The following is a 15,959-nucleotide window of genomic DNA, read 5'->3' as shown; positions in this document are numbered from 1 at the left end:
CGCCACGATGACGGACGAGAAGAACGCGGCACAACGCCTGGGCCGGGTGCTGGAGAGGCTGACAAGCCAGAGCGGACGAGGGTCCACGACACCCGAATACGGCTCGTGGGTCCTCGGGCGCGTCTCGGAGAGCCAGGTCCGCCGCCGGATCCGCATCCAGGTCATCCTCACGACGTTCGTGATCGTCGCGAACCTGATCGGCATGGGCGTCGTGGCGCTCGTCGTCACCGTCGCCTTCCCGACGCCCAACGTCTTCGCCCCGGACGTGCGGTGGATCACGTTCATCGCGGTCCCGGTCTACCTCTTCGGCGCCTTGATCGTCGGGACGTTCTGGGCCACCTACCGGGTGATGAAGAACGTCCGCTGGGCCATCGAGGAGCGCCCGCCCACCAAGGCCGACCAATTCAACACGTTCTTCGCACCGTGGCGGCTGACCCGCGTGCTGCTGATTCTCTGGGGCATCGGGACCGTCATGCTCACCACCATGTACGGCATGCACGACACCCAGTTCATCCCGAAGTGGTTGTTGGGCATCAGTTTTCCCGGCATCGTCGTATCGGCCAGCTGCTACCTGTTCACCGAATTCGCGCTGCGCCCGGTCGCGGCGCAAGCGCTCGAGGTCGGTCCTCCCCCGCGCCGGTTCGCCCCCGGGGTGATGGGCCGCATCATGGTGTTCTGGGCTCTCGGCTCGGGCGTACCCGTGTTGGGCATCCTGCTCGCAGCCATCTTCTCCCTGACGCTCAAGAACCAGACCCCCACCCAATTCGCCTGGGCCATCGTGGTTCTGGCCCTGTTCGCGCTGATCTTCGGCTTCATCCTGATGTGGATCCTGTCGTGGCTGACGGCAACCCCGGTGCGGGTCGTGCGCGCCGCACTGAACCGCGTGGAACAGGGTGACCTGAAGACCAACCTCGTCGTCTTCGACGGCACCGAATTGGGCCAACTGCAGCGGGGATTCAACTCGATGGTCGGCGGCTTGCGCGAACGCGAACGGGTGCGCGCCCTGTTCGGCCAGCACGTCGGGCGCGAGGTAGCGATGCTGGCCGAGAAGCAGCAGCCCGAACTCGGCGGCGAGGAGCGCCCGGCCGCGGTCATCTTCGTCGACGTCATCGGGTCGACGCAGCTGGTCACCAGCAGGCCCGCCGTCGAGGTGGTGGAGTTGCTCAACCGGTTCTTCGCGGTCGTCGTCGACGAGGTGGACCGACACCACGGTCTGGTCAACAAGTTCGAGGGCGACGCAGTGCTGGCGGTCTTCGGTGCGCCGGTGGCTCTGGACAACGCCGAGGAGGAGGCGCTGGCGGCCGCACGCGGGATGGCGGAGCGGCTGCGCGCCGAGGTGCCCGAGTTGCAGGCGGGCATCGGGGTCGCGGCGGGCCAGGTGGTGGCGGGAAACGTGGGCGCCAAGGACCGGTTCGAGTACACCGTCATCGGTGAACCGGTCAACGAGGCAGCCCGGCTGTGCGAGCTGTCCAAGACCATCGACGGGCACCTCGTCGCCTCGTCGGAGACCGTCGCCCGGGCGGGTGAGGTCGAGGGCGCGAGATGGACGTTGGGAGAGACGGTGACGCTGCGCGGTCACGACGAACCGACGCGGCTCGCCGTGCCGGCGTAGACCCCGGGAACGGCGACTCCCGACGGTTACGCCCGGGGCATTCCCACTGACGGGAACCACGATTCGACGTCTCCTGCCCCATCACCCACGGCTGACCAACTCCGGCTGCTGCGCGATCCACCTGCGGCCGGCCTTCGCCGCGCGCACGAGTGCCCCGTATTCACCGAAGTAGTCGGCGACGGCGCCCACCGCGGGCAGCATCCCCAGGTAACGGAAGATCCGTCGCGGGCGTGAGCGCTTGCCCAGTTCGTCACCAATCGCGCGCAGCTGTCCGGCCACCCGCCACAACGGCTTGAGGAAGGCCAGCGGCGTACCGTCCATCGGGCTGGACGCCGGCTCCGGTGTGCCCTGGTCGACGTCGGCGTAGGCGTCGGCGCCCAGGTCGCGATCGCACAGCACGGCCCCGAGCAGGCGGACCTGCTGCCCGTAGTCGGTGACGCCGCACTCCCGCGCGACTGCGCACAACACGACGGCCTGGTTGGCGAACCCGAGCGCGTCCTGGAGGGGCAGCCGGTCGGCCACCGCGCCGAAGACCCCGGGAAACGCCACCAGCACGGTGTCGACGGCACCCACGCGGTGCACCCACCAGTCGACCCTGTCGTCGAGGTCCATGTCGTTCCAGGCCTGCGTGCCGGGAACGTCGGCGGTGTTGAGCACCCAGGCGAGCGCGTCGAGCGCCCTGTCGACCGAGCCGTCGGAGTCCCCGATGCGGTGGCTGCGACCCTTCAACCCGAAGGGATCGCTGCGCGACAGCACGTCGACGACGGGGTTGATGACGCGGACCGCGCGGCTCAGCGCGCACGACACGTCCGCGTCGTCGATCACGGCGGTGGGCATGGGGATGAGAGCCATGCCGTGATCATTGCCGGTTTCGGGTCAGGTCTCCAATGACGTGGGCGTTCCCCACTACGACAGGGCGGCCTCGAGCAGGGTCAACGGATTCCAGTAGTCGCGATAGACGGCGATGAGCCCGTCGACCAGGGTCAGCACGACGACGTAGGACATCTCGTAGGGGGCGCCCGTCGCCTTGACGTGGCCGGTCACGGACCATTCGATGACCGCGGTGTCGGGGTCGACGGTCTGGTGGACGTGTTGACGGGTGATTCGCTCGAACTCCACCTGACCGGGAACGGCTCGCAGATACTCCTCAACGGCCGGCTTGCCCTCGACGCGCCGCGGCCTTCCCGTTGGGGCGTAGGGGAATTCGAGTACGACGTCGTCTCGGCAGTGTGCCAGCCAGCCGTCGACGTCGCCCGCGCTGATGGCAGCCGTCGCCGCGGCGAACACTGCTCCAGGAGTGGAATCCGTCATGCCAACCTCCGTGTCGTCTACTATTCGGACTGGTAGTCCGGTCGTCCTCCCAACGATACGGACCAACGGTCCGTTTGCGCAAGGAGGCTGGGGTGGTCGAACGCGCCGACGCGGCCCGCAATCGACAGGCGGTGCTCGAGGCGGCCGGACGTTTGTTCGACGACGCCGCCGAGCTCGGCGCGGTCTCGATGGACGACGTCGCCCGGGCTGCGGGCGTGGGCAAGGGCACGTTGTTCCGGCGCTTCGGCGATCGGACGACCCTGATCCGCACCGTCTACGACGCCAGACTGACGGAGCTGCGGACGGCCATCGCGGACGGCCCCCCACCCCTGGGCCCCGGAGCCAATCCCCGCGAGCGGATACCGGCCCTGCTCGACGCCCTCGTCGACTTCAAGCTCGACAACCGCAAGTTGGCGATGAACCTGGAGCGCGACCAAAGAGACGGCGCGGCAACGCTGTACACGTCACCGAGCTACGTCGAGACCCATCACTTGCTGACCACCCTGCTCGCCGAGGTGATCGGTGCGGACGACGCAGCGTGGATCGCGTACGCCCTGCTGGCCGCGACTCGCGTCGATCTGGTCGACCACCTGGTCAACACCGAGGGCATGGCGAGAGACGACGTGCGGCGCAACGTGAGAGCTCTCGTCGACCGGGTGCTCTCCTCCGGCGACGGTTGAGGAGTTCCCATGGGTTCTCGGTCCGAATCGTGACCCGAGAGAGCGGACGGTTTGCCCAGCAAGCTTGCCGCTACGCCGATTGAGCGATGCCCAGACAATCACGGGTGTACATCCATAGTGAACAGTATGGTGAACATCTGAGTCAGTCCTGGCTGACATCGGTGACGACGACCGGGTACGACGAGAGGAAGACACCATGGCATCAGTGGGTTTCATCGGATTGGGCACGATGGGCGCCGGCATGGCGCGCCGTTTGGTGGACGCGGGCCACGATGTCGTCGTGTGGAATCGGTCCACGGGCGCCACCGAGCCGTTGGCTGCCGCCGGCGCCCGTGTGGCGAGGACTGCCCAGGAGGCACTGCAGGCGGGTCTCGCCTTCTCCATGCTGGCCGATGACGACGCAGCCCTCGGCGTCTTCTCCGACGAGGCCTTGGCTTCTGCCGTCGGCGCAGCCCACGTCAACATGGCGACGGTGAGCATGGACACCGCGCGAACCCTCGACGCTCGGCATCGAGCCGCCGACGTCGGTTACGTCGCCGCCCCCGTCCTTGGCCGGCCACATCTCGCCGCGAGCGGTCAACTCAACATCGTCGCCGCCGGACCGTCCGCAGACATCGAACGTGCGCGGCCGTTTCTCGACGTGCTGGGGAAGAAGACCTGGTCCGTCGGAGACGAACCCGAACGGGCGAACCTGGTCAAGATCGCGGTGAACTACAACCTCATCCACACTCTGCAGGCGCTCGCGGAATCGGTCACGATGGTCGAACGCGGCAACGTCTCGGGCGACACCTTCGTCGAGATACTCACCGACACGGCATATACCGGAAGCGCTTACGGCGGTTACGGTCCCATGATCGCCCGGCGGAACTACGAGCCCGTGGGCTTCACCGCCGCCTTGGGTCTCAAGGATCTCGGCCTCGCCGAACGGGCGGCCGTCGACACCGGCACCGCGCTTCCCACGAGTCCCGTGTTGCGATCGCTGTTCGAGTCCGCCCTTGCCGACGAGGAGCTCTCCAAGCTGGACTGGTCTGCAGTGGCCGAGGTGACCCGCCGGTTGTAACCGGGTCACCGTACGTCTCGGGCACCGGCAAGAACGGATTGCCCCCGCCTTCGCCTCGAATGCGGTCGGCCTCTTCGCACCTCACGAGGGCTAGCCGAGCTGACGGTGCAGGGCTTCCCGCCGCGACCCCGTTGCTTCAGTGGCACTACACACTGACGTGTGAGGACATGTGAACGGCGTCGTGACGGGAGCGTGCCGGCGCGCAGTCAGTCTCGGCTCAAGTGGAGGTTGACCTGCGCCGATGCCTACACGTGCGGCCTGACTCGCCATCCACCCCCGCTGTGCAGGTGGGGCCCCCGTCACAATTCATTTGTATAGTGACGATTGACACACTGTTCATCGTGAACTTAGGCTGACGACGGCAGATGGCCGCCTGCGACGACACCTCCATCGCCGGCCTCAAAACGTTCACGAGGAGATGACCGCATGACGAACCTGATGCGCCCATTGGCCGCGGGCGCGGTGAGTCTGGCGTGCGTAGCCAGCCTGACCGCCTGCAACCGCGACTCCAGCGAGTCCGCGACGACCGTCGGATACAGCACTTACACGGTGTCCAACCCCTTCTTCGCGGGGATGCAGAAGGGACTCGACGCCGGCAGTAGCCAACACGGCTACCAAATGGTGACGACCAACGCGAATGGCGAACCGAGCCAACAGGTTAGCGATATCGAGAACCTCCTGAACCGCGGCGCCCAGTATCTCCTGCTCACCCCTGCCGACGGCAAGGCCGTCACACCGGCCCTCAATGCCGCCAAGGCCAAGAACATCCCGGTCATCTCGATCGCCGATTCGGTCGAGGCGGACATCACCTCAACCGTGAACCTGGACAACGTCGCGGCGGGCCAGCTGGCCGCCCAGCAGATCGTCCAGTTCTTGAACTCCGTGAACGGCGGCCCTCGCGGCAACGTCGTCGACATCACGGGCATCATCGGGACGCCCTCGGCATCGGACCGCAACAAGGGGTTCCTCGACGAGATCGGGAAGTACCCGGACATCAAGATCGTGGCCACCCAGGACGGTGGCTACGACACGGAGAAGTCCAACGCGGCGATGAACGACATCCTGCAGGCCAACCCGAAGGTCGACGCCGTCTTCAACGGCAACGACGCCGAGGCGGTCGGCGTCAGCGCGGCGATCGAGGCAGCCGGACGCTTCAAGCCGGTCGGCACGCCGGGCCACATTTACGTGATCGGGGTCGACGGCTCCAAGCCTGCGATCGCCAACGTCCGCGCGGGCATCCAGGATGCCTCCGTCAGCCAGAACCCGATCAAGATGGCCGAGAAGGCAATCGAATTGGTCGCCGACCTCAAGGCGGGCAAGGAGGTTCCGAAGAACGTGGTGTACCCGGCGCAGCTGATCACCAAGGCCAACATCGACTCGCCCGAGGTCAAGACATACGGCATCTGGGCAGATGAGGTGCAATGACCTCCGGCGCGGCAGAGCTGACGCTGGAATCGCTCACCAAGTCCTACGGCGGAGTGCATGCCCTCACCGACGTCACCATGACGTTGCGACCCGGCAGCGTGGTCGCGCTCGCCGGTGAGAACGGCGCGGGCAAGTCGACGCTGATCAAAATCCTCGCAGGCGCCGTATCCGCCGACCAGGGAAGGGTTTTGCTCGACGGCGCCGAGCTGCCCGCCGACCCAAGACGCGTCATCGACGCCGGTGTCAGCGTCATCTATCAGGAGTTGACCGACATCCCGGACATGTCCGTGGTGGACAACGTCATGCTCGGGCGTCCGCTGCACAGCGCGAACATGACCAACCGGCGTGGCAACAGGCGCGCCGCAGGCGACGCGCTGTCCCGGGTCGGACTCACCGACGTCGACGTCACGCGACCCGTCAGATCGCTGACCTTGGCACAACGCCAACTGGTGGAGATCGCCAGATGCCTGGCTCGGGAGGCCCGCGTCCTGGTGTTCGACGAACCCACCTCGGCGCTACCGGAACACGACGTCAAGAATCTGCACGCGTTGATCGGACGGCTCAAGCAGGAGGGGCTGACCATCGTCTACGTCAGCCACCACCTCGACGAACTGTTCGCGATCGCAGACAGGATCTGCGTCCTGCGGGACGGCCGTTTGGTCGACGACCGTCCGATCGCCGAGTGGACTGAGAGATCGCTCATCAAGGCCATGCTCGCCAAGGATCTCGAACAGGCCTACCCCTTCGAGGCAAGGGATCTCGGCGAAGTCCGACTGTCGGTGTCCGACCTGAGTGCGCCCGGCATTCGCAACGCGACGGTGACCGCGAGGGCCGGAGAGATCGTGGGCCTCGTCGGTCTCGCCGGCGCGGGACGCACCGAACTGATGAAGGCCATCGCGGGGATCAACGACGCCTCCGCCGGCACCATCACCCGCGACGCCTCCTCATTGAAGACGGGCAGCATCGTGGCGGCCAAGAAGCTCGGGATCGTGTACTCGCCGGAGGACCGAAAGACCGAAGGCGTGATCCTGGACAAGAGCATTCAGGACAACATGATCTACGGCCTGTACTCCCGGGTCTCCCGATACGGCATCCGAATGCCGGCCGCTCAGCGGAAGTTCGCGACGGCGGCGATGAAGCGCTTTGGCGTCAAGGCGGAGTCACCGGCCACTGCCGTCGGCATGCTGTCCGGGGGAAACCAACAGAAGGTCGTCCTGGCCCGCGCCGCGGCGGGTCAGCCCGCCGTCATGCTGCTGGACGACCCAACCCGCGGCGTCGATGTCGGTGCCAAATCCGGCATCTACCAACAGATCATCGAACTGGCGAAGACGGGCGTCGCCGTCCTGCTGACGAGTTCGGACACCGACGAGGTGCTGGCAATGGCCGACCGCGTCTACGTCCTTCGGGCGGGACGACTCGTAGGCGAAGTCGCCCGCTCCGACTACGACCGCGAACACATCCTCCACCTCGCCGCGGCGGGCTAAGCGAAAGCGCACACCATGACCACGACGACCACCGGAACGTCGCCCGCGAGCGAGGGGCACACGACGTTAGGCGATCAACGCGCGACCACGACCGACACCATCCGCCGAATGGCGAAGAGCCCACTGTTCCCCATCGTCGCGGCCCTCGTCGTCGCCTGCATCGTCATGTTCATCCTGACGCCCAAGTTCCTCACCACGTCGAACCTGACGAACATCGTGACGCAGTCGTCGATCGTCGGAATCGCCGCCGTCGGAGCGACGTTCATCATCATCACCGGCGGCATCGACCTCTCGGTCGGCTCCAACATCGCGCTGTCCGGAATGCTCGCCGCGACCCTGGTCGGCGGCGGACTCAACGGCGTGCTCGGAGTCCTGCTCACCATCGTCGTCGCCGCCCTCATCGGCGCGTTCAACGGATTCTCGGTCACCGCGCTGCGCCTCGCCCCGTTCATCGTCACCCTCGCCGTGCTCGGCATGGGTCGTGGTCTGACGCTGCAGATCAGCGGTGGGCAGAGCGTCTACGACCTGCCCTCGTCGTTCACCTGGCTGGGTGGCGGCACGCTGCTCGGACTGCCGGTCCCCGTGATCACCACCGTGCTGATGTTCGCCATCGGCTACTTCGTGCTGAGTCGCACCACGTTCGGCCATCAGGTTTACGCCGTCGGTGGCAACCGGGAGGCGGCGCGCCTGGCCGGCATCCGCGATCGCCGGGTCCTGTTCTCGGTCTACGCCATCGCCGGCGTCTGTGCAGGCATCGCCGCCATCACCCTCGTCGGCCGCCTGGGCTCGGCGACACCCACTGCCGCAACGGGATTGGAACTGCAGGTGATCGCCGCGGTGGTCATCGGTGGCACCAGCCTCTTCGGCGGCAAGGGAAGTCTGGCGGGCACCTTCGTCGGTGTGCTGCTCATCGGCGTGATCAACAACGGCCTGACGCTGCTCAACGTCAGCCCGTTCTGGGTGCAGTTCATGCAGGGCGCATTGATCTTCATCGCCGTGCTTCTGGACTCCTACAACTCCCGCAGGTTGTCGAAGGGCAAGCGCTGAGTCGGACGGCCGGTCAGCGGGTCCCGCTGCGGTCCACGACGAACCAAATGCCAACGGCTGGTTCGTCGAACGGGTTGCTTAGACGGTGCGGAATCGTCGAGTCGAAGTTCAGACTGTCGCCGGGGCCCAGCACCTGACGCGCGAAGGCCACTTGAACTTCGAGACGGCCCGTCAGCACGTGGATGTACTCGGATCCCCCGTGGTTCATCAAGTTGTCGGCGGGACACGATTCGGTCCGCGGTGGGTAGGTGACCCGCAGGAATTCCACGTCCGGATCGTGCGCGGGGGTGAGGCGCTCCCAGCGCACGCCGTTGAGGTAGAGCTCTGGCCGCTCGTCGGCGCGCTGCAGGCCCGGCAACGTTCCCGTCTCCGCGAGCGCGACGACCTGTCCTCCGCGGGCCTTGTCGGCATGTGCCTTGCGAAGTCGCAACGTCGTCTCGGCGGCCGGGACCGCCCTGGGGTCCTCGACGCCCATCAGCGAGTCCAGCGACAACCCCAGTTCTGAGGTCATCGCGAAGAGCGTGCCCACCGATGGCGCCGCCCGGCCGAGTTCCACCTGGGAGATGAAGCTCGGTGACAGGTCCACGCGACGCGCCAATTCGCGCAGCGACATCTTCGCCGCCTCCCTGGCGGCTCGCAGGCGCTGTCCCATGGGCGTGCCCGGCTGTTCCGCACCGTCCGCTACCGCGGAGAACGCTTCGCTCATCGCGACCCACCTTTCACCATGGGACCGCCGGAAACGGCCTACACCAGAACCATTCCCCCGTCTATCGCCATCACCTGCCCGGTGATGAACTCACTGTCCGCGCTGGCGAGGAACACCGCCGTCGGGACGATGTCGGCCACCTGCGCGGCGCGGCCAAGCAGGGCTCCCGAAGCGAAGGCGGCAAAGGCGTCGCCCTCCTTCTCGGCGGCATGAATCTGGACCATGTCCTTGTCCAGCTGAGCCCACAGCGGAGTCTCCACCACGCCAGGAGAGAAGCCGTTCACCGTAATGTGGTCACCGGCCAACGCTCGAGCCCCGGCCTGGATGATCGCCACGACCGCGAATTTGCTTGCGCAGTAGGGGACGAACTCCGCATAGCCCTGCCGGGAGGCGATCGACGCGGTGTTGACGATCTTGCCGCCGCCCCCCTGGGCGATCATCTGCTTGGCCGCTTCCTGGGTGCCGATCAGGACGCCGAGGGCGTTGACGTCCATGACGAGGTTCCAATTCTCCTCGGTGACGTCGAGGAACTGCATGGGCTTGTTGAGACCGGCGTTGTTGAACATGACGTCCAGGCGCCCGAATTCGCGCACCGTCTGAGCAATGGCGGCGCGCACGTCGTCGCGCATGGTGACGTCCATTCCGACGCTGATTGCCCGATGCCCCTCGTCCCCGAGGGCGGCAGCCACGGCGTCGGCGGCGGCCACGTTGATGTCACCGACGGCGACGTTTGCACCTTCGGCGGCCAAGGCGCGGGCGATGCCCGCACCCATTCCCTGACCCGCCCCCGTGACGAGAACCGTTCGGCCACTTACTCGATCGACCATTCCTGAGCTCCTGTCCGTGTCATGGCGCCGTCAGTGGAAGACGACGCCCCCGTTGACGTCCAGCGACGCCCCGGTGACGTACGACGCCGCCGGGGACGCCAGCCAGACCAGGGCATCGGCGATGGCCGACGGCGGTCCCGCGATCTTGAGCGGGATCTTCGCCCACTCGATGTCCTTCATCTCTTCGAACGTGATTCCACGCTCGGCGGCTTCGGTGTGCAGGGCCGCGCGGTGCATCTTCGTGTCGATGTTCCCCGGGCACACCGTGTTCACCCGGATGTCTGGGGCCAACTCCTCGGCCAGCGCCTGTGCGAACACGATGACGGCGGCCTTGGAGGCGCAGTAGGACGAGAAGTAGGCGTGCCCGGAACGGCCCCACCAGGACGAGATGAAGGTGATGCTGCCGCCGTCACGGGACAGCAGGGGCGTCAGCGACCGGGTCAGCAGGAAGGGTCCGGTGAGGTTGACGTCCATCACCTTTCGGAACTCCGCGGGATCCAGCTCGGTCACGGCGGCCGCGCTCTGCACGACACCGGCGACCAACGCGATCGTATTCAGTCGGCCGTGGACGGAGCCGACCTCGGAGGCCAGCGCGCTGACGCTCCGCTCGTCGGTGATGTCCGTGACCGTGGTGGTGACGCGCGCGCCGTCGACTCCCAGCTCCTCGGGCAGCTGATGAACGGCGTCGACGGCATCGACCGCCACCACGTCGTATCCGTTGTCCAGGAATGCCTTCACGGTCTCGCGTCCGATGCCGCCCGCGGCACCGGTCACCAGGGCGACGGGACTCATCAGACCTCCACCAGGATCTTCTGCGCGTCACCGTTCGGGTCGAGCAGGCGGTCGAAGCCACGCTCGACGATGTCGGCGACCGGCACGACGTCACTGACCGCCTTCTCCACCGGGAATCGGCCCGACGCCACCAGCGCGATGATCCGCGGCCAGTCCGTGACCGGGTAGCACCACGTTCCGATCAGGCTCAGATCGCGGTTGGACAGGTTCATCGGATCGAAGGATGCGGGCTTGACGTGCAACCCCACCTGGGTGACGGTGCCGTGCGAGCGTACGGCGTTCAACGCCGCGTTCAGGCCAGGTTCGGACCCCGAGCACTCCGCGGCCACGTCGACGCCGACGCCGCCCGTCATGTCCTTGACCGCCGTGGTGACGTCGTCGGACGTGGGGTCGAGGATCGTCGCGATGCCGAAGGACGCAGCCAGCGCACGACGTTTCGGATTGGGCTCGGAGATGATGATCTGCGAGGCGCCGGCTACGTGGGCGTACAGCGCGGACAGGGCGCCGATGGGCCCGGCGCCGGTGATGAGGATCGAGTCTCCTGCCGTGAACCCGGTCCGGTCGACGCCGTAGGCGGCGACTGCCGACGGCTCGATCAACGCGCCCTGCTCGTCGCTGACCGTGTCGGGGAGCACGCTCACCTGGCTGGCGTCGAGCACCAGTTGTTCGGAGATCCCTCCGCCGTCGAAGCTGAGTCCAACGCAGGCCATCTGGACGCACAGGTGGTTGAGGCCACGCCGGCAGAAGTAACACTCCCCGCAGAAGATCAACGGCTGCACGGACACTCGGTCTCCCACGGACACCGAGGAGACGTCGTCGGCCACTTCGAGGACACGGGCGGACAGCTCGTGTCCGAGCACCTGCGGCGCGGCCGACCCCGTGAGGGGGTGAGGCGACGTCGGGATGACGATCGGCCCTGCGAGGTACTCGTGGAGGTCCGTCCCGCAGATACCGCACAGGATGGGACGCAGTCGGACCTGACCCCGCTTCAGCGGACCCGGGTCGGCCACGTCCTCTACACGGATGTCGTGCTCGTCGTAGAAAATGGCGGCGCGCATTTCGTTTCTCCCTCTTCCTATTTCAGCGGATTGATCGTGTGGAGGTCGGTGGGCAGCATGTCTCAGACACTGGTGATGCCTCCGTCGATGACGACCGCCGACCCGGTCTGGTAGCCCACGTCACCACGAAGCAGGAACATGACGGTCTCGGCGATCTCGCGGGGCGAGGCATAGCGGCCGATCGGCGTGCCCTCCTCGAATCGGCGCCTCTCCCAGTCGGGATCCTCGGGGTTGACGAGGAGTTCGGAGCGGCGCATCAGCGGAGTCTCGACGGGACCCGGGCACAGGCAGTTGACCCTGATGCCGTGTGCTGCCATCTCGCTGGCAGCGCTGCGCGTGAGACCCAGGACGGCGTGTTTGGTGACCACGTAGTCGGACCTGTCGGGCGCGGACTTCAGACTGAGAATCGACCCCGTATTGACCACGGCGCCAGCACCTTCGGCCACCATGTGGGGCAGCACCGCCTGAAGTCCCCAGAACATGCTGTTGAGGTTGACGTCGATGACGCGCAGCCAGTCGGCGGGATCGGTGTCCAGAATCGACTTGTGCACACCCTCGACGCCGGCGTTGTTGAAGAACAACGTGGGCGCGCCGTGCTCGGCCGCGGCGGCGTCCACATAGCCGAACACCTGTGTTCGATCGGCGACGTCGGCCCGGTACGGCACGACCGACGACGTCGCCTCGTGTGCGGTCGCCTTCGCTGCGTCACCGTCGACGTCGACGGCCAGCACCTTCGCGCCTGCGGCGGCGAGGGTGAGCGTCACCGCCTTGCCGATGCCACTGCCCGCACCGGTCACGATCGCAGACCGTCCTTCGAAGGACCATTCGGTAGTCATCTCGTGATGTCCTGTTCGCCGTTCGTGCATTCGGTCTCCGCGCTCGCGGGTGTTCGGTCCTGGTGGACAACCCGTCGAGCAGTCCGGGGGCGGCCGTCATTCGGGTGACCGTCGCAGGGTGACCCGCCCAAGATCGAGATGACCCGTGATGCTGCAGGTCAGTCGTGCCGAGCGACTCCTGGCTCCTCGGAGGCCGAGGCAGCGACGTTCTCCGATTGCGACGAGCGTCACACACGGACTGATTCATGACACTAAACACTCGCCGTGATGGTGTCAACCAATTCCGCGCCGGGGAAGGTCCATCGCGAAGGTAGGCAAGGACCACGCGAACGCCTACGTCGAACGTGCCCGAAGCAGCGGTCCTGGCACTTCAGCCAGATCCGCCCCGGGGAACAGGCAACCAGAGACAGCCCCGGTGCAGGCGAAACCGGAGATTCGGCTAGACCGGTGTTGAAAGAGCCTCGCGCAAGGCCGCCACGTTGTCGGTGGAGCGCGTCAACTCGCCCCGTTCGATGCGGTGGGCAAGCTGAACGACCGCGTCGTTGACCGGCGCTAGCCGCCCGACCCGACCCAACTCCTCGACGACCCGCCCGTTGATCTGGTCGACCTCGCTGCGACGGGACTTCATCCAGTCCTGGAGCACGGTGGACAGCGTGTGCGAAAGGACGTACTTCTCGAGGAGCACGTCCATCAGCGTGTCGACGAAGCCGTGCGGATTGGTGTCGTCCACCGAGGTGAGGCCGAAGATCGGCACCACCGATTGGCCGGCGGCGAGCGCGGCGTCGACCGCTTCGTAGCCGGCCTGCAGCATCACGTCCTTCATCCCGGGATGATGCCCCGCCTCGACGATCGACAGATCGAGGATGGCTGACGGAACGAGTTCGGCGGCGTTGATGACGAGCTTCATCCACTTGGCCGACCGGATGTCGTCCACGACGTCGACGGCTCCGGAGTGGCGCAGCAAGGACGCCACCTCCTCCTCCCGGCCGGCCGTGGCCGACCCGAGGCTGCCCACCGCGAACCAGCTGCGAGACCGCGGCGAGTGACGGTCGACCACGCCCGGCTCGAACATCGTCGACGAGATCTCGATGACGGAGCCCAATGTCCGCTCTGCGCCGATGATCTCGGCCATGTCGTCGACGGTCATGCCGTTCTGAACGCCGACGGCGATTCCGTCGTCGGCGAGGTAGGGCTTGATCAGCTCACACGCCCAGCGCGTGTCGTAGGCCTTGACGAGCATCAACACCACGTCGAACCTGCGTCGCAGGGTGGCCACCTCACAGAAGTGCAGGACCGGCACCTTCGCCGACACCTTCTCCTCGGGTGTCTCGACGCGGATTCCATGCTGACGGATCGCCTCGACATGGGCCGGCCACTGCTCGATGAAGGTGACGTCGTGGCCAGCCTCAGCCAAGTCCGCACCGATGGCTGCGCCATTGGCGCCAGTTCCCACGATCGCAATCGACGTCATGGCTGCTCAGTATTCGTAGTCGACGATGGCTCGCCGGGCGACGAATTCGCCCGCAATCTTGGCCGCCTTCTGGTGCTCTGGGTGCACCTGATAGGCCTCAAGGGCGGCGTTCGACCGGTGCTCGGACACCAACACCACGTCCCAGTGCCCCTCAGCGGTCCCCAGATCCGGGCGCACCGTGATCGATTCGACCTCGTCGAGCGTCGCCAGCGCTTCCAGTACGTCCTGCATCCGCTGGATGTGCGCCTGCCGCGCCTCGTCGTCGGGCGTGTCGAGTTCGAATGCCACGATGTGTCTGATCACGAACTGCTCCTCGAATCACGTGCGACGACAGTGTGCAATGGAGATTAACATCGAAGCCGTGTCGACTCCATGAAAAACTGGTTCGACTTTCGACGAATCGTGCGACGAAGGACGTCGCTGCGACAAGCGCTGAGCCACAATCGAATACATTTCCGACGTGGCCGAAGGAGACCTCAGCGTCGACACCGGCCGGCGTCGCAGCTCGTTGAAGTGCTCGTGTACTTCGTGGTCCCGTATGTAGCATGATGCTAAACACAGCCCACGGAAGAAGGTGCGCGATGAGCATCGAAGAGCTCAACATCGCGGTGGTCGGGACAGGAGCCAATGGGGCCTCGCTCGGCGCCGACATGGTCCGCGCCGGGTTGTCGGTCACCTACGTCGACCAGTGGCCGGCCCACGTCGTGGCGATGCGGACCGACGGCCTCACCGTCAACTTCCCCGACGGCACGGTCGAGCGTACTGAGATAGACGCGTACCACCTGTGTCAGGTCGCCGAACTTCGTCGCCCGTTCGACATCGTGTTCGTCAGCGTCAAGACCTACGACACCCGCTGGGCGGTCGAACTGCTCAAGCCGCTGCTTCACGAGGAGTCCGTCGTCGTCGGCCTCCAGAACGGCATGACCATCGACGACGTAGCCGACATCGTGGGCCCCGAGCGAACCGTCGGCGCCGTATTGGGCATCGCGGCCAACATGTTCGAGCCCGGCGTCGTGAACCGCCAAGTGTCGCGTGCGGATACCTGGACCACCGTCGGAACGTATGGCGGCGCCCCGACCCCGCAACTGGAGAACGTACGCGCCGTGCTGTCCACCGCCGCGGTGACCGAGACCTCGCGCGACATCAGAGCGTCGAAGTGGATGAAGCTCTTGGCCAACATCCCCGAGATGCTCCCCTCGGCCATCCTCGGCGTGCCCCTTCTCACCGCGGTCCACGTCCCCGGCGTCCGGGAGACCATGGACGAGGCGTCTCGCGAGGCCTACGCATTGGCCCGAGAACTCGGCATCGCGATGGTGCCGATCTTCGGCATGACCGCCCGAGACGTTTCCGATTCGGATCAGTACGCCCTGGACCTGCTCGACGCCGTTCTGAAGTCCTACTCGCTGGAGGACACTCGCGTTGCGGTGCTGCAGGATTGGGACAAGAAGCGGCATGCCGAACTCGACGCGTACAACGGCTACATCGTCGAGACCCGTCGGAAGGTCGGCGGCAGCGCGTCGGTGAACGAGGCAATCCTGCAGATCGCCAACAGGATCGAATCTGGGGACCTGGAGCCGAGTTTGGACAACGCCGATCTCTTGGTTGCCGCCCGCGCTCTCACCGACTGACGGCTGTATCCGGGTACCGCCG

At 66.3% G+C, this 15,959-nt stretch carries 16 protein-coding genes; 7 read left to right on the top strand and 9 right to left on the bottom strand.

The window, feature by feature from the left end; genetic code table 11:
* The first annotated feature begins 7 nt into the window (after positions 1-7).
* Entirely contained in the window at positions 8-1,612 is a 1,605-nt protein-coding gene (locus tag H7J06_RS25790) for an adenylate/guanylate cyclase domain-containing protein (protein WP_264042262.1), read from the top strand.
* Between the two features lie 81 nt (positions 1,613-1,693).
* Here the strand turns inward: H7J06_RS25790 and H7J06_RS25785 are convergent, their stop codons facing one another.
* Both H7J06_RS25785 and H7J06_RS25780 read right to left on the bottom strand, forming a co-directional pair.
* Entirely contained in the window at positions 1,694-2,464 is a 771-nt protein-coding gene (locus H7J06_RS25785; protein ID WP_264042261.1) for a hypothetical protein, read from the bottom strand.
* 54 nt (positions 2,465-2,518) lie between these two features.
* Positions 2,519-2,923, bottom strand: coding sequence for a nuclear transport factor 2 family protein (locus H7J06_RS25780; protein WP_264042259.1), 405 nt, complete (start codon positions 2,921-2,923; stop codon positions 2,519-2,521).
* Positions 2,924-3,015: 92 nt separating this feature from the next.
* On the opposite strand from H7J06_RS25780, the gene H7J06_RS25775 reads away from it, so the two are divergent.
* The 5 genes from H7J06_RS25775 to H7J06_RS25755 all read left to right on the top strand — a co-directional run bounded on the left by H7J06_RS25775 (position 3,016) and on the right by H7J06_RS25755 (position 8,619).
* Positions 3,016-3,603: a TetR/AcrR family transcriptional regulator gene (locus H7J06_RS25775; RefSeq protein WP_264042258.1), complete on the top strand. Its 588-nt coding sequence runs from the start codon at positions 3,016-3,018 to the stop codon at positions 3,601-3,603.
* Positions 3,604-3,799: 196 nt separating this feature from the next.
* On the top strand, positions 3,800-4,663 hold the full coding sequence (locus H7J06_RS25770; protein ID WP_264042257.1) for an NAD(P)-dependent oxidoreductase: 864 nt from the start codon (positions 3,800-3,802) through the stop codon (positions 4,661-4,663).
* Between the two features lie 426 nt (positions 4,664-5,089).
* Entirely contained in the window at positions 5,090-6,088 is a 999-nt protein-coding gene (locus H7J06_RS25765) for a sugar ABC transporter substrate-binding protein (RefSeq protein ID WP_264042256.1), read from the top strand.
* Positions 6,085-7,572: a sugar ABC transporter ATP-binding protein gene (locus H7J06_RS25760; protein WP_264042255.1), complete on the top strand. Its 1,488-nt coding sequence runs from the start codon at positions 6,085-6,087 to the stop codon at positions 7,570-7,572. The genes H7J06_RS25765 and H7J06_RS25760 overlap by 4 nt, the downstream gene beginning before the upstream one ends.
* Positions 7,573-7,680: 108 nt before the next feature.
* Positions 7,681-8,619: an ABC transporter permease gene (locus tag H7J06_RS25755; RefSeq protein ID WP_264042254.1), complete on the top strand. Its 939-nt coding sequence runs from the start codon at positions 7,681-7,683 to the stop codon at positions 8,617-8,619.
* Positions 8,620-8,632: 13 nt separating this feature from the next.
* Here the strand turns inward: H7J06_RS25755 and H7J06_RS25750 are convergent, their stop codons facing one another.
* The 7 genes from H7J06_RS25750 to H7J06_RS25720 form a co-directional block, all read right to left on the bottom strand.
* Positions 8,633-9,325, bottom strand: coding sequence for a helix-turn-helix domain-containing protein (locus tag H7J06_RS25750; RefSeq protein ID WP_264042253.1), 693 nt, complete (start codon positions 9,323-9,325; stop codon positions 8,633-8,635).
* Positions 9,326-9,363: 38 nt separating this feature from the next.
* Positions 9,364-10,152 carry an SDR family NAD(P)-dependent oxidoreductase gene (locus tag H7J06_RS25745; RefSeq protein ID WP_264042252.1) on the bottom strand — a complete coding sequence of 263 codons (789 nt, stop codon included), beginning with the start codon at positions 10,150-10,152 and terminating at the stop codon, positions 9,364-9,366.
* Positions 10,153-10,182: 30 nt separating this feature from the next.
* On the bottom strand, positions 10,183-10,944 hold the full coding sequence (locus H7J06_RS25740; protein WP_264042251.1) for an SDR family NAD(P)-dependent oxidoreductase: 762 nt from the start codon (positions 10,942-10,944) through the stop codon (positions 10,183-10,185).
* Positions 10,944-12,002 (bottom strand): 2,3-butanediol dehydrogenase, encoded by a 1,059-nt coding sequence (locus H7J06_RS25735; protein WP_264042250.1) that lies wholly within the window; start codon positions 12,000-12,002, stop codon positions 10,944-10,946. The genes H7J06_RS25740 and H7J06_RS25735 overlap by 1 nt, the downstream gene beginning before the upstream one ends.
* Positions 12,003-12,064: 62 nt before the next feature.
* The gene (locus tag H7J06_RS25730; RefSeq protein ID WP_264042248.1) at positions 12,065-12,838 is read right to left on the bottom strand and encodes an SDR family NAD(P)-dependent oxidoreductase; all 774 of its coding nucleotides are present in this window, start codon (positions 12,836-12,838) and stop codon (positions 12,065-12,067) included.
* Positions 12,839-13,277: 439 nt separating this feature from the next.
* Complete coding sequence (locus tag H7J06_RS25725) at positions 13,278-14,309, bottom strand: ketopantoate reductase family protein (protein ID WP_264042247.1); 1,032 nt, start codon at positions 14,307-14,309, stop codon at positions 13,278-13,280.
* A gap of 6 nt (positions 14,310-14,315) precedes the next feature.
* Positions 14,316-14,612 (bottom strand): Dabb family protein, encoded by a 297-nt coding sequence (locus tag H7J06_RS25720; RefSeq protein WP_264042246.1) that lies wholly within the window; start codon positions 14,610-14,612, stop codon positions 14,316-14,318.
* Between the two features lie 278 nt (positions 14,613-14,890).
* On the opposite strand from H7J06_RS25720, the gene H7J06_RS25715 reads away from it, so the two are divergent.
* Positions 14,891-15,937 (top strand): ketopantoate reductase family protein, encoded by a 1,047-nt coding sequence (locus H7J06_RS25715; protein WP_264042245.1) that lies wholly within the window; start codon positions 14,891-14,893, stop codon positions 15,935-15,937.
* Positions 15,938-15,959: the final 22 nt, after the last annotated feature.

The organism is Mycolicibacterium hodleri, from assembly GCF_025822245.1.
Taxonomy (GTDB): domain Bacteria; phylum Actinomycetota; class Actinomycetes; order Mycobacteriales; family Mycobacteriaceae; genus Mycobacterium; species Mycobacterium hodleri.
The sequence above is the reverse complement of the archived record's forward strand: the minus strand, read 5'-3'. Positions and strand labels throughout refer to the sequence as shown.

What these genes read in the sequence shown, in the direction of transcription:
- H7J06_RS25730 (WP_264042248.1), bottom strand. Translation starts at nt 12,838, where the DNA reads ATGACTACCGAATGGTCCTTCGAAGGACGGTCTGCGATCGTGACCGGT.
- H7J06_RS25740 (WP_264042251.1), bottom strand. Translation starts at nt 10,944, where the DNA reads ATGAGTCCCGTCGCCCTGGTGACCGGTGCCGCGGGCGGCATCGGACGC.
- H7J06_RS25725 (WP_264042247.1), bottom strand. Translation starts at nt 14,309, where the DNA reads ATGACGTCGATTGCGATCGTGGGAACTGGCGCCAATGGCGCAGCCATC.
- H7J06_RS25750 (WP_264042253.1), bottom strand. Translation starts at nt 9,325, where the DNA reads ATGAGCGAAGCGTTCTCCGCGGTAGCGGACGGTGCGGAACAGCCGGGC.
- H7J06_RS25715 (WP_264042245.1), top strand. Translation starts at nt 14,891, where the DNA reads ATGAGCATCGAAGAGCTCAACATCGCGGTGGTCGGGACAGGAGCCAAT.
- H7J06_RS25780 (WP_264042259.1), bottom strand. Translation starts at nt 2,923, where the DNA reads ATGACGGATTCCACTCCTGGAGCAGTGTTCGCCGCGGCGACGGCTGCC.
- H7J06_RS25735 (WP_264042250.1), bottom strand. Translation starts at nt 12,002, where the DNA reads ATGCGCGCCGCCATTTTCTACGACGAGCACGACATCCGTGTAGAGGAC.
- H7J06_RS25765 (WP_264042256.1), top strand. Translation starts at nt 5,090, where the DNA reads ATGACGAACCTGATGCGCCCATTGGCCGCGGGCGCGGTGAGTCTGGCG.
- H7J06_RS25755 (WP_264042254.1), top strand. Translation starts at nt 7,681, where the DNA reads ATGGCGAAGAGCCCACTGTTCCCCATCGTCGCGGCCCTCGTCGTCGCC.
- H7J06_RS25745 (WP_264042252.1), bottom strand. Translation starts at nt 10,152, where the DNA reads ATGGTCGATCGAGTAAGTGGCCGAACGGTTCTCGTCACGGGGGCGGGT.
- H7J06_RS25760 (WP_264042255.1), top strand. Translation starts at nt 6,085, where the DNA reads ATGACCTCCGGCGCGGCAGAGCTGACGCTGGAATCGCTCACCAAGTCC.
- H7J06_RS25790 (WP_264042262.1), top strand. Translation starts at nt 8, where the DNA reads ATGACGGACGAGAAGAACGCGGCACAACGCCTGGGCCGGGTGCTGGAG.
- H7J06_RS25770 (WP_264042257.1), top strand. Translation starts at nt 3,800, where the DNA reads ATGGCATCAGTGGGTTTCATCGGATTGGGCACGATGGGCGCCGGCATG.
- H7J06_RS25785 (WP_264042261.1), bottom strand. Translation starts at nt 2,464, where the DNA reads ATGGCTCTCATCCCCATGCCCACCGCCGTGATCGACGACGCGGACGTG.